Source organism: Caproicibacter fermentans (assembly GCF_009746625.1).
GTDB lineage: Bacteria > Bacillota > Clostridia > Oscillospirales > Acutalibacteraceae > Caproicibacter > Caproicibacter fermentans.
The window spans coordinates 19,631-32,136 of sequence record NZ_VWXL01000077.1 but is presented as its reverse complement, the minus strand read 5'-3'; the positions used below and the strand labels follow the sequence as shown (position 1 = coordinate 32,136).

Here is a 12,506-nt window from a genome sequence, read left to right as displayed (position 1 = left end):
AGATGAATTTATGGATAATCAGGATACGATATACGGAATCAACGGGCCTGTAGTAACCGTCAGGGAATCCCGCAGTTTTTCCATGATGGAAATGGTGTATGTTGGAAACGAGCGTCTGGTCGGCGAAGTGATCGGTGTTTCAGACCATTTAACCACGATCCAGGTCTATGAGGAAACAACCGGCCTGCGCCCCGGAGAGCCGATTTACGGCACTGGAAGCCCGATGAATGTCACCCTTGGCCCCGGGATCCTCGATAATATTTTTGACGGGATCGAGCGTCCTTTAAAGGAAATCGCCAAAGAATCCGGTTCGTTCATCGCCCGCGGCAGCAATATTGCCGCGCTTGACGAGAGCCGCGAATGGGACGTGACGGTTACGGTAAAAGAAGGGGACCTTTTAAAGGGCGGCGAAGTCTATGCCGAATTGCCGGAAACACCGATCATCCGCCACAAATGCATGGTGCCGCCGGGACTTTCCGGTACGGTTGCATCCGTCAAACCGAACGGGAAATACCATGTAAACGATACGGTTGTGGAATTAAAGGATGAGTTCGGCAAAATGCATGAACTTTCCCTATGCCAGAAGTGGTCGATCCGGACCCCGCGTCCGGTTTTGGGACATCTACCGCCCAACATTCCTTTAATCACCGGACAGCGCGTCATCGACACACTGTTTCCGGTTTCCAAAGGCGGTACGGCGGCGATTCCTGGCGGCTTCGGCACCGGTAAAACCATGACGCAGCATCAGCTTGCCAAATGGTGCGACGCGGATATTATCATTTATGTCGGATGCGGCGAACGCGGCAATGAAATGAGTCAGGTTCTGGAGGAATTTTCAGACTTGACCGACCCAAAATCCGGCCGTCCGATGACGGACCGGACCGTGTTGATTGCCAATACAAGCAATATGCCGGTGGCAGCCCGTGAAGCATCCATCTATACCGGCATTACCCTTGGCGAATATTATCGCGATATGGGTTATCATGTCGCGCTGATGGCGGATTCTACCTCCCGCTGGGCGGAAGCCCTGCGGGAAATTTCCGGCCGTTTGGAGGAAATGCCCGCAGAAGAAGGCTTCCCCGCCTATTTGCCCAGCCGTCTTGCCGAATTTTACGAACGCGCAGGCATGGTAAAAAATTTGAACGAATCGGAAGGGTCGGTAACCATTATCGGGGCTGTATCTCCGCAAGGCTCCGATTTCTCCGAGCCCGTCACCCAAAATACAAAGCGTTTCACCCGCTGCTTCTGGGCGCTGGATAAAGCGCTTGCCTATGCGCGTCACTACCCCGCGATAAACTGGATGCAAAGCTACAGCGAATATTTCTCCGACCTTGACCCTTGGTACACGGAACATGTCGGGAATGATTTCATCCAGTACCGCAAGAGGATCAATAATCTTCTTCAGCAGGAGAACAAACTGATGGAAATTGTAAAGCTGATCGGTTCGGATGTTCTTCCAGACGACCAAAAACTGATTATTGAAATCGCCCGGGTCATTCGCGTCGGCTTTTTACAGCAGAACGCTTTTCATGCGGAGGATACCTATGTGCCTCTCGAAAAGCAAAAGCTGATGATGAAGGTCATCCTTTATCTTTATCAAAAGGCAAAACATTTAATTTCCGCCAGCATACCGATTTCCGGCATTCTGCAAACCGGTCTTTTTGACAAGCTGGTCAAGATGAAATATGATATTCCGAACAACAAACCGGAAATGTTTGAAGACTATATCAAAGAGATTGACAGTACTCTCTCCAAGATCGTTTCTGCTTAACGGGCATGTTTCCCCGCTGGCATCGTACTGTTAAAATGATTGATTGGAAGGCGGTTTCACATGATTCTTGATTATATCGGCGTAAAAGATATTAACGGCCCCCTGATCGTTCTTGACGACGTTCAGGACGCATTTTTCGAAGAGGTTGTGGGCATCCGTCTGGATGACGGCAGCATTCGACAGGGCCGAATTGTGCAAATGGAAGGAAACCGTGCCGTCATTCAGGTTTTTGAGGGAACCCGCGGAATTTCCCTGACCAACACGCGAACCAGACTGACCGGCCGTCCAATGGAAATGCCGCTCTCTCCCGAACTGCTGGGACGCGTTTTCGACGGTTCCGGACGGCCGATTGACGGCTTGGGGAATATCTTCCCCGTAAAAAGAGCCAACGTTAACGGAACTCCGATCAACCCGGTCTCAAGAATCTATCCGAAAAACTATATCAATACAGGCGTTTCCACGATAGACACGCTCATGACGCTGATCCGCGGGCAGAAACTTCCGATTTTTTCCGGTTCCGGTATGAAGCACAATGAACTCGCCGTCCAGATTGCCCGCCAGTCAAGAATCAGCGACGAAAACGGTGAATTCGCGATTGTTTTTGCAGCAATGGGCGTAAAAAACGACGTTGCGGATTATTTCCGCCGGTCGTTCAGTGAATCCGGTATCCTGCAGCGGGTCGTCATGTTTCAGAACCTGGCCAACGATCCGATCATCGAAAGGATTCTGACTCCGCGCTGTGCGCTGACCGTCGCAGAATATCTGGCTTTTGAGTTGGGCATGCATATTCTCGTCATTATGACGGATATGACCGCTTACGCGGAAGCTCTGCGCGAATTCAGTTCTTCTAAGGGTGAAATTCCCGGAAGAAAGGGATACCCTGGTTATCTTTATTCCGACCTTGCATCCCTCTACGAACGCGCCGGCATGGTGAAGGGTAAAACCGGCTCTGTCACACAGCTCCCGATTCTGACCATGCCGAATGACGATGTAACGCACCCGGTTCCGGACTTGACGGGATATATTACGGAAGGGCAGATTGTACTGGACCGTTCTCTGGACGGACAGGGGATTTATCCTCCGGTTGCCGTTCTCCCCTCCCTTTCGCGTTTAATGAAGGATGGTATCGGAAAAGGATATACGCGTGAGGACCATTCGGCGCTTTCCAACCAGCTCTTCGCATCCTACGCAAAAGTAATGGATGTCCGTTCGCTTGCTTCCGTCATCGGTGAGGAAGAGCTGTCTCCCGATGACAAGAAATATCTGGAATTCGGCAAACTGTTTGAATCACATTTTGTAAATCAGGGGCCTTCCGAAAACCGCTCCATCGAGCAGAGCCTCGACCTTGGCTGGGAACTGCTCGCGACCCTTCCACGCGGAGCGTTGGACCGCGTTGACGATCAGATGCTGGATCAGTATTACGAACCTGCAAAGAAACGTTTGTCAACCGACAACGCTAAGGACAGGGCGTCTCAGGTTCTCTGGGATCATGTAAACAAGATTGGTGAAGACTCTGAAGAAGAAAGCGGCAACGGAGGCGGCGAAAATGAGTGAACAGATCGTACCCACCAAAGGGAATCTTCTGTCTACTAAAAAGTCACTGGAGCTCTCCCGATCCGGATTTGAACTGCTAGACCGGAAACGCAACATTTTAATCCGCGAAATGATGGCGCTGATCGACAGGGCGAATCAGCTTCAGGGTAAGATCGACAAGGCTTACGAAGAAGCATACGCCGCTCTTCAGCGAGCCAACATCACGCTCGGTATTGTCAAGGAGCTCTCCCAGACCGTTCCTGTGGAAAACGGGCTGAATGTCGCTTACCGCAGCGTAATGGGCGTTGAAATCCCCATGGTATCCCTTCATGCGGAAAAGGCTCAGGTTCCGTTCGGCTTAATGTCCACAAACATCCTGCTCGACCGGGCTTATCTGAAATTCGATGAAGTGAAAAAACTGACCGCCGAACTGGCTGAAGTCGAAAACAGCGTTTACAGACTGGCTAACGCGGTAAAGAAAACGCAGAAACGCGCAAACGCGCTGAAAAATATCATGATACCCCGCTTCGAGCAGACGGTGAAAACCATCACCGAGGCGCTGGAGGAAAAGGATCGTGAAGATTTCTCGCGTATGAAAATCATCAAACGGCAAAAAGCCAGCAAAACCGCATAAAAGAGGCTTCCCGCCCGGGAAGCCTCTTTTCTATGAAATGGAAAATGTTCCACTATAAAGAAAAAACAACTCAACGCTGCTTCTATTAAGGCTGTTTGTGAAAGTTTACAAGTCAGACGTCTTCCGGGTCGACGTTGGTCTTATCCGGTGCCGACGCGTATTCGAGCCTGCTGACAATATTCTTTGTATCGCGGGCGATGACGAGTTCTTCATTTGTGTTAATGACGTAAACGGAAACGGTGGAATCAAAAGCGGAAATCTTGCCTTCCTTGCCAAGAACGAGCTCATCGTTTTTGATCGGATCAATCTTAACCCCAAGATATTTCAAGCTTTTGCAGATGGAATAGCGCATTGGAGGCTGATTTTCACCGAGGCCCGCGGTAAAAACGATGCAGTCCACGCCGTTCAAAGCCGCCGCATAAGCTCCGATCTGTTTGGCAATCTGATAGTTCAGCATTTCGTGAGCAAGAATCGCTTTCGGGTCGCCGCCGATTTCCGCTTTCGTTACATCGCGGTCATCGCTGTAGCCACAGATGCCATACATGCCGGATTTGCGGTTCAGGATCTCATCCATCTGCTTCGGAGTAAGACCTTCCTTTTCCATAATAAAAGTCACAATGGAAGGATCCAGAGAACCGGAACGAGTACCCATCATAAAACCGTCCAGCGGAGTCAGGCCCATACTGGTGTCGATCACTTTGCCGTTTTGAATGGCTGCGATGGAAGAGCCGTTGCCAATATGGCAGGTAATCATTTTAATATCTTCAAGAGGCTGGTGCATCAGATGTGCGCAATGGTTGCTTACATACCGATGCGACGTACCATGAAACCCATAGCGGCGAACATTATACTTTTCATAATACTCATAGGGAATTGCATACATATAAGCTTTTTGGGGCATGGTTGCATGGAACGAAGTATCGAAAACAACGCACTGCGGCTCGTCCTTTCCAAACACTTTCTGGCAGGCAAGAATAGCGTTTACTTCAGGACCGTTGTGAAGCGGAGCCAATGGAATCAGATTTTGAATCTGGCGGATGACTTCGTCTGTTACCAGAACGGATTTATCAAAAATCGCGCCGCCCTGAACCACACGGTGGCCGATTGCAGAAATTTCATTCAGGCTGGAAATAACACCGACTTCTTTGTCGACAAGAGCTTCTGTAACAAGCTGAAACGCCGCCTCATGATCTTTAATTTCTGTTTTGGTTTTCTTGCTGCGGCCGTCGGATGTTTTGTGCTGGAACGCACCGTCCACTCCGATTCTGTCACAGAGACCTTTTGCAAGCATTTTCTCCGTCTCCATATCAATCAGCTGATATTTCAGGGAAGAGCTGCCTGCGTTGATGACCAATACCTTCATTATTTACCTCCAAGATTTCACGCATTCATGAGCAGAACTATTGTAAGAGCTTTTAGAATCGTGTAATATAGTATATCATAATACAGGAAAGGTATAATTTCAAGGTTATCTTATAAAATGTTAACAGCGGGTATTATCTGTGAATACAATCCTTTTCACTATGGGCACGAATATTTAATGAAGCAGTTAAAAGCATACGGCGCGACGCATATCGTCGTCGTCATGAGCGGCAATTTCGTGCAGCGCGGCGACGCGGCAATTCTCTCAAAGAGGGCCAGGGCACGGCAGGCGCTGCTCTGCGGAGCAGATCTGGTTGTGGAACTTCCCCTGCCTTGGTCTGTTGCGGGGGCCGAGCGTTTTGCTTTATGCGGCGTCGCGCTTCTTGACGCTATCGGTGCAGACCTGATCGGGTTCGGCAGTGAATGCGGAAATGTCGATCGGCTGAAAACCGCGGCGAAAGCGCTGTCTTCCCCATTGCTGCGGGAGGAAATGCGAAAAACACTTCAGAACGGATCCACCTTCGCGGCGGCGAGGCAAAACGCGGTGGAACAGCTGTTCGGCGCGGAAACAGCAGCTCTGCTCCGCGACCCCAACAATATTCTCGGCATCGAATATATAAAAGCCGCCGAAAGGATCGGCTCCGGCATCACGCCGGTTACCGTCAGCCGTTTCGGTTCGGCACACGACGCAGACCGTGAGGCAGGCTCTTATGCTTCCTCCGGTCAGATTCGGAGACTGCTACGGTGCGGGCGGGACTGCTCCCCCCTAATGCCTTCTGCCGCCTACTCGGTTTTGAGTGAAGAGATGAAAGCCGGAAAAGCCCCCGCGGATCTTTTCCTTGCGGAACGAGCGATTCTTGCACAGCTTCGAATGATGACGAGGGATGATTTTGCAGCTCTGCCCGACATCAGCGAAGGCTTGGAGAACAGAATTTTCAATGCATCCGCTCAGGCGACCGGGCTGGAAGAACTGTATTTTCTTGCTAAAACCAAACGGTATCCGCTTGCACGGATCCGAAGGATTGTTCTCGCGGCATTTTTAGGATTGAAAGCATTCCATTCTTCCGGCCTTCCCCCCTATATCCGGATTTTGGGACTTGGAAGACGAGGACCGGAAATCCTTCAAAAGGCTGGAGCCGTTTCCAAATTGCCGATTATTTCCCGCTCATCCGACCTTTGCGGTCTGGAGGACAGAGGAAAGGGAATTGCGGATCTGGAGAACAGAGCGGCCGATCTGTATGCTCTGTGCCTTCCAAAAATCGCTCCCTGCGGCATAGACCGCACCGAAAAAGTGATCACGCTTTAATGCTAGAAAGGGTGTCCCTTCTCATGGAAATACAAGAACTGGAATATGAAGACTTCGGACGCTGCATCAGGATCACCAACGAAATCCTCGACTGCGTCGTGTCAATAGAGACGGGGCCAAGAATTTTGCGGTTTGGCTTTATTGATGAGCAAAATATCTTTCATACCGACCTTGATCATAAATACACCTCGCTTGACGAAAAAAGTACCATGCCCGCCAAAAATTCGGTTTATCAGCTTTACGGAGGACACCGTCTGCAAATATGCCAAACACCGCAGATTGACTTTCCGGACAACGCTCCGGTTGTTTACAGCACCCAATCCGAAGGCGTTACCTTTACCCCGCCAAAGCTGAAGCCGGAAGAAATTCAGCTTTCTTTCGAAATTATTATGGGAGAAAAAGCCACTGACATTATGATTGTCCACTCGGCTAAAAATTGTTCCCGGGAAACCATGGTCTTTGCCCTCTTTCCTTCAACGATGTTGGCCGGAGGCGGAATGGCCGTCATTCCGCAGAATTTGCAGGCGCAGGAGGGCAGGCCGAACAGAACAATCAACCTGTGGCCAGGTACCGATTTGAAAGATCAACGTATCTCCTGTGGGAGCCGGTTTCTAGTCATCCGGCATGAATCCGAAAATCAGGCCCCGCTCAGAATTGGAACCAACAATCTGCCGGGCTGGATCGCATATGCCTTAAACGGCATTGTTCTTGTTAAAAGGTTTGTGTCAAATCCTCAGGCAGCCTATCCGGATTCGGGAAGCACCTGCGAAATTCACCTGACCGAAGATTTTGCGGAGCTCTCCTCATTAAGCCCCCTGTATCAGGTTAAACCTGGAGAAACCATCAAACACGTTGAAAACCTGTCTCTTTACCGAATGGACCGCCTGCCAGCTTTTCACGATGAAGATGAAATAGAAAAATGGATGAAGGAACTGCTTGGTTAACGGCATACGAATAGAGACACGAAGGGAACGGCCAAAAAAAAGAAGCATCCATACAGATGCTTCTTTTTTCAATTCAGCAGTCTTTCCACACTTCCCGCGCGACTTCTCTGACAAGAGCGATTTTGGCCCACTGATCCGCTTCCGTCAGAAGATTTCCCTCTTCTGTGGAGGCAAATCCGCATTGTGGGCTCAGGCAAAGGCGCTCCAGTGGCACATATCGCTCTGCCTCGCGAATTCGCGCGATCAGGGTCTCTTTATCTTCCAGTTGAGGCGTTTTAGAGGAAACCAACCCAAGAACAACCAGCTTGTCGGCGGGGACATTGCGCAACGGAGAGAAATCTCCGCAGCGGTCAGAATCAAATTCCAAATAATAAGCCGATACGTTTTCGCCGCCAAACAATACTTCCGCAATCGGCTCGTATCCGCCGGACGCCGCCCATGTGGAATGATAATTTCCGCGGCAGACATGCGTGTTGACCGTCAGATCCGCCGGGCAGCTTTCCAACGCCATATTATTCGCTTTTAAATACAAATCGGCCAGGCTTTTCAGATCAACCTTGTTGTCTTGACGCGCCTGCCAATACTTCTGATCGCAGAACATTCCCCACGTGCAGTCATCTATTTGAACATTCCTGCAGCCCGCCTGATAAAGGTCGGACAAAACCGTTTGATAAGCAGAGGAAATATCCTTTATAAGCATCTCTATATCCGGATAAATCCGATCCGTTGCATCTTTATTTTCCGCGCGGTATAACTCCGCCAAAAATTGAGCCGGTGCGGGAATTGTCTGACGCGCAAGCACATCGTTGCCCGCCGCCTCTCTTAAGAAACGATAATGTTCTAGAAACGGGTGGTTTTCACCGCTGATCTTTCCGGACAGCGAGGCGGTTTCCCCACGGGTTACTTCATCATGGAACAAATAGCCCTTTTTCAGGTTTTTTCGCTCAACGCCCTGCAATCCCCACATAAAATCCAAGTGCCACCAGCTGCGGCGGAATTCACCATCGGTGACGGATTGAAGCCCCGCATCTTTCTCTTTTTGAACAAGCTTTAAGATCTCTCTGTCCTCAACCTCTTTCAATTTCTCTTTTGAAATCATTCCACCCCGATAATCTTTTCTGGCCTTCTTTAATGCCTCCGGGCGAAGAAAGCTTCCTACGACGTCGTATCGAAACGGTGCGTTTTTTCGTTTCGCGCTCAGATTTTCACACTGATTCATAGTAATTACCCCCCTGCGGTTTTCTATCGTTATCAGTATAGCACAGAGCGCCGAAATCCAGTAACATATAAAAATTATATTTGTTTATAGTTTTCAACGATATCAAATCCGTATTGCCGAATGACAAGTTTTAGCTGAGCAATGTATTTCTTCGCCTGTCCGCTGAGTTTTACCTTTTGATTTTCGATCCAGCCGATCAACATGGAATCGTCGATCCGAAGAGGAACCGAAACGATATTTGTCCCATTCAAAGCAGTGCTCAGCACACCGGAGGAAATCGTATATCCGTTCAGGCCAATCAGCAAATTAAACAGTGTCGCCCGGTCGCTGACGTGAATTCTTTTCCGATGGTAGGTTATGCTTTGAAGTTCCTCTGCAAAATAAAAGGAATTATACTCTCCCTGCTCAAATGAAAGATACGGAAATTCCCCAAGATCTGAGGGAAACACTTCCTTCCGGCCAGCCAACGGATTCTCCTTACTGATAAAAATATGCGGACCGGCTTGAAACAAAGGGTGGAACAACAAGTGATTTTCCTGAAAAAAGCGTTCCAATACCTTCCTGTTAAAAGGACTTAGATAAAGGATCCCTATTTCACTGCGTAAATCGCGTACATCAGAAAGAATCTCATGCGTCCTCGTCTCACGCAAGGTAAACTCATATTCTCCCGAATCGCTCCTTTGGATCAGATTGACAAAAGCATCGACCGCAAACGCATAATGCTGCGTGGAAATTGAGCACATCTGTCTGGACGGTTTCAAGTTTTTATACCTCTGCTCCAGCAATTCCGTTTGTTCTATTACCTGACGGGCATAGCACAAAAATTCCGACCCTTCCGCAGTCAGGGATATTCCCTTTGCAGACCGGTTGAAAATTTCGATTCCAAATTCCGTTTCCAGGTCTCGGATTGATTTTGACAAGCTTGGCTGAGATATGAAAAGGGAATTCGCCGCCTCATTGATAGAACCCCGGGCAACAACCTCAATGATGTAATTTAATTGCTTCAGTGTCATAATATTTCTCCAAAACAAAAGCACCTGGCCGGTACCGCCCAAGTGCTCTAACTGCCGTCAGCGGACGCCGCCGCCTCCGCCGCCGCCGAACCCGCCGCCTCCGCCGGAGAATCCTCCCCCGCCGAAGCCTCCGCCTCCAAAACCGCCTCCAAATTTTCCTCCGCCGTTCATGGGCGAATTGGATAATCTGGTTGCTGCCGAACCGACTTGCCGGAATGTACTGCCCAGCGCGGCCCCAAAGTCAAAAGTGCCCCGCGACGGAGCAAGCCCACCCCAATAAATTCTCGGCCCGAACATGAAGTATAAATAGCTGCCGGCAAAATTGCCGTTAACATACGTTTCATCCCTAAGCTGAGGATATGCCATCTTGAGCTGCTTGCATACTTCACCGGAAACCCCCATCATGGTTGCATAAACCAGATATTCTTCCCAAAGCTCAAGCTGGGGAACACCATACTCTTTCATGCGTGAAAATTCGACCATGTATTTTTTCAGTCCATGCCAAACGCCGTATTCGTTTTCGCCTTTTTGGCTCAATTTCATTTTCACCGAGCCGCCGACCATCAACAATATGCCGGACAATAACATGGAAACAGGAAGATAAATCAGCAAAACTCCCAGAATATCCGTTCCCGCAAAGAGTACAAATGCAAACAGAATCAACAACACGCCGACCCATTTGGATGCGGAGAAGAAAACAGGCCGTGCCTCGTAATATCCCCGCTGAGAAAGCTCTCTTTTTGTGGCAACGGAAAAGTCCTCCAGCTTACGACCGACATATTCCCCATGAGACTCCGCATATTTTTGAAATTCTCTCATGGTAAATCGATTTCCCGATGTCTCTCCGACGGTGGTAATCAGTTCAAGAAAAACTTTCTCACTTTCCGTCAGCTCTTCTCCCTTTGTATCCCCGGTCAGAATAACGGTTAATCGGTCTCCGGTACTTTCAAATTGTACGAATCCTTTTCTGGCCATGCTCAGAAGCGTGGCGCTGAGCATCCTGTTTTTTTCTTTTTCATGAAGTCCGGAATAGAAATAATAAAGGTTTGCAATACCACCGGGGCTGTTTCCCTGCGGGATCTCTCTCGTATATTCCGGTACCTCAACCGCATGCCTCTTGTTCTTTTTGCGGAGCCGGAAAAAGAAAAACAGAGTAATTCCCAGAAGGAGAACCGCGCCGGCGGCATCAAGAACGCCAAGCAGGAATTCCATTCGAAGCTTCCGCTCGTATTCGTCAGCCCATTTTTGTTCTTCCTGTTCAATCCCCGGCAAAACCGCTTGGGAAACGACATTTTTAGAAGACGGAAACAACTGCGGCGGCATGCAAAGGCGGACTTCAACCGAATGACCCACCGGAATAGAAGAGGCCGTAAAACTGATTTGATCGTTGGAGTCAATCGACAGGTTGCTTTTCACATCCGTATGCAGCCACGTGCGTACATTCTTTTTGTTGCCGCCGGACGGAAAGCGGATCGTGCCGTCCATCACAGTGACGGGAAGGCTGAAATTGCTCGGAAGAAAATAATGATATAAAACCGCCGTGTCCTGATAAACAGTGACAAGATTTTTAATTCTGTAAGTAAAGGTAAACGTCCGGACGCCTTTTTCAATCGAAGGCATAAACCAGCCGATTTCAACCTGATTTCCGGTTTGATAAAGGTAACATTGGTCCTGCATTTCATCGCCGGAAACACTTTCCGGGTCAACATCGCCCGCAAAGGAATAGGGAATCCCCCGGTCCTCGTCATAAACGGTTAAATCTGTAATTTCTGCGGACTCGCCTGCTTTTAAAGAAAAGGACTTATAGATGTTCCGATAGGGTTTGTTGCGGTCTTTTAAATTGATTTTCCATGTTTCAGAGACCGTCATGTCTCCGTTTTCCATCAAAGCCGCGGAAACGTTCAGCTTCTGCAACACTTGCCTTGAGTTTTTATCAGAATCATCCGAGCAGGCGGTCAAAGGAAGAAAGCAGAACAAGACCGCCGTTAATAGGAAAAAGGCCCGCAGCTGTAATCTAGGGATAATTTTTCCGGCTTCCCTATGTAATCTAGGGATAATTTTTCCGGCTTCCCTATGATTCATTATTGATTTCAAAATTTCACCTGCGGGACAGCCCGGTCCGCTTCCTCGATTTCAAAGTATTTTTTCCGGTTGAAATGAAACACCGACGCTATCAGATTTGACGGAAAACGCATGACGTATTCGTTGTATTTCATAGCCGTATCATTATAAAACTGGCGGGAAACGGCAATTTTGCTTTCTATTTCGCGAAGCTGATCCTGCAGATTCAGGAAATTCTGATTTGCTTTCAGATCCGGATACTGTTCCGCGGTCGCGAAAAGATTGACGATTGCCCTTGAAAGCTTGGCGTTATTCTCCATCGCTTCCTCCGGCGTTCTTGCGTTCATCGCCGCGCCGCGCCATTTCGTCACTTCCGACAGGGTAGACTTTTCGTGCGCTGCGTAACCCTTTACCGTTTCAACCAGATTTGGAATCAGATCAAATCTTTTTTTCAGTTGTACGTCCACCTGAGACCAGCTGTTGTCAACACGGACAGAAAATGAAATCAGTCTGTTGTAAGCCGAAACACACCAGACAACCAGGATCAGCAGTATTCCCAAGAGAATTGCGAACGGAATCCAGCCCATAGAATTACCTCCTTCTGTTTCACCTGCTTCTTATGATCTGATAAAGCTCAAAAAATATGCGGCTGCTTTCTGCCGT

At 48.9% G+C, this 12,506-nt stretch carries 10 protein-coding genes; 5 read left to right on the top strand and 5 right to left on the bottom strand.

Features of this window, described 5'->3' with window-relative positions:
* Positions 1–10 precede the first annotated feature (10 nt).
* From CAFE_RS13080 to CAFE_RS13070, 3 genes are read left to right on the top strand one after another with little or no spacing between them, the layout of a single operon-like run.
* A complete protein-coding gene (locus CAFE_RS13080; RefSeq protein WP_066650576.1) occupies positions 11–1,771 on the top strand; it encodes a V-type ATP synthase subunit A in 1,761 nt (586 codons plus the stop codon).
* A 60-nt stretch (positions 1,772–1,831) separates the two neighbouring features.
* Positions 1,832–3,325, top strand: coding sequence for a V-type ATP synthase subunit B (locus CAFE_RS13075; protein WP_156990908.1), 1,494 nt, complete (start codon positions 1,832–1,834; stop codon positions 3,323–3,325).
* Positions 3,318–3,938 carry a V-type ATP synthase subunit D gene (locus tag CAFE_RS13070; protein WP_066650578.1) on the top strand — a complete coding sequence of 207 codons (621 nt, stop codon included), beginning with the start codon at positions 3,318–3,320 and terminating at the stop codon, positions 3,936–3,938. Before CAFE_RS13075 ends, CAFE_RS13070 begins: the two co-directional genes overlap by 8 nt.
* A gap of 112 nt (positions 3,939–4,050) precedes the next feature.
* On the opposite strand, the gene CAFE_RS13065 is transcribed toward CAFE_RS13070, so the two are convergent.
* The gene (locus CAFE_RS13065) at positions 4,051–5,301 is read right to left on the bottom strand and encodes an acetate/propionate family kinase (RefSeq protein WP_066650579.1); all 1,251 of its coding nucleotides are present in this window, start codon (positions 5,299–5,301) and stop codon (positions 4,051–4,053) included.
* 117 nt (positions 5,302–5,418) lie between these two features.
* Between CAFE_RS13065 and CAFE_RS13060 the strand changes: the two genes are divergently transcribed.
* Both CAFE_RS13060 and CAFE_RS13055 read left to right on the top strand, forming a co-directional pair.
* A complete protein-coding gene (locus tag CAFE_RS13060; RefSeq protein WP_156990907.1) occupies positions 5,419–6,606 on the top strand; it encodes a tRNA(Met) cytidine acetate ligase in 1,188 nt (395 codons plus the stop codon).
* Positions 6,607–6,629: 23 nt separating this feature from the next.
* Positions 6,630–7,550, top strand: a complete 921-nt coding sequence (locus CAFE_RS13055; RefSeq protein ID WP_083210305.1) for a hypothetical protein — start codon at positions 6,630–6,632, stop codon at positions 7,548–7,550.
* A 73-nt stretch (positions 7,551–7,623) separates the two neighbouring features.
* On the opposite strand, the gene CAFE_RS13050 is transcribed toward CAFE_RS13055, so the two are convergent.
* The 4 genes from CAFE_RS13050 to CAFE_RS13035 all read right to left on the bottom strand — a co-directional run bounded on the left by CAFE_RS13050 (position 7,624) and on the right by CAFE_RS13035 (position 12,430).
* Positions 7,624–8,769 (bottom strand): 5-methyltetrahydropteroyltriglutamate--homocysteine S-methyltransferase, encoded by a 1,146-nt coding sequence (locus tag CAFE_RS13050; protein WP_156990906.1) that lies wholly within the window; start codon positions 8,767–8,769, stop codon positions 7,624–7,626.
* Between the two features lie 74 nt (positions 8,770–8,843).
* Positions 8,844–9,782 carry a LysR family transcriptional regulator gene (locus CAFE_RS13045; protein ID WP_156990905.1) on the bottom strand — a complete coding sequence of 313 codons (939 nt, stop codon included), beginning with the start codon at positions 9,780–9,782 and terminating at the stop codon, positions 8,844–8,846.
* Positions 9,783–9,839: 57 nt separating this feature from the next.
* Complete coding sequence (locus CAFE_RS13040; protein WP_166525140.1) at positions 9,840–11,696, bottom strand: DUF2207 domain-containing protein; 1,857 nt, start codon at positions 11,694–11,696, stop codon at positions 9,840–9,842.
* A gap of 176 nt (positions 11,697–11,872) precedes the next feature.
* Positions 11,873–12,430 (bottom strand): LemA family protein, encoded by a 558-nt coding sequence (locus CAFE_RS13035; protein ID WP_066650592.1) that lies wholly within the window; start codon positions 12,428–12,430, stop codon positions 11,873–11,875.
* Positions 12,431–12,506: the final 76 nt, after the last annotated feature.

Coding starts and splice junctions, on each gene's coding strand:
- CAFE_RS13080 (WP_066650576.1), top strand. CDS start 11: ATGGATAATCAGGATACGATATACGGAATCAACGGGCCTGTAGTAACC.
- CAFE_RS13075 (WP_156990908.1), top strand. CDS start 1,832: ATGATTCTTGATTATATCGGCGTAAAAGATATTAACGGCCCCCTGATC.
- CAFE_RS13070 (WP_066650578.1), top strand. CDS start 3,318: ATGAGTGAACAGATCGTACCCACCAAAGGGAATCTTCTGTCTACTAAA.
- CAFE_RS13065 (WP_066650579.1), bottom strand. CDS start 5,301: ATGAAGGTATTGGTCATCAACGCAGGCAGCTCTTCCCTGAAATATCAG.
- CAFE_RS13060 (WP_156990907.1), top strand. CDS start 5,419: ATGTTAACAGCGGGTATTATCTGTGAATACAATCCTTTTCACTATGGG.
- CAFE_RS13055 (WP_083210305.1), top strand. CDS start 6,630: ATGGAAATACAAGAACTGGAATATGAAGACTTCGGACGCTGCATCAGG.
- CAFE_RS13050 (WP_156990906.1), bottom strand. CDS start 8,769: ATGAATCAGTGTGAAAATCTGAGCGCGAAACGAAAAAACGCACCGTTT.
- CAFE_RS13045 (WP_156990905.1), bottom strand. CDS start 9,782: ATGACACTGAAGCAATTAAATTACATCATTGAGGTTGTTGCCCGGGGT.
- CAFE_RS13035 (WP_066650592.1), bottom strand. CDS start 12,430: ATGGGCTGGATTCCGTTCGCAATTCTCTTGGGAATACTGCTGATCCTG.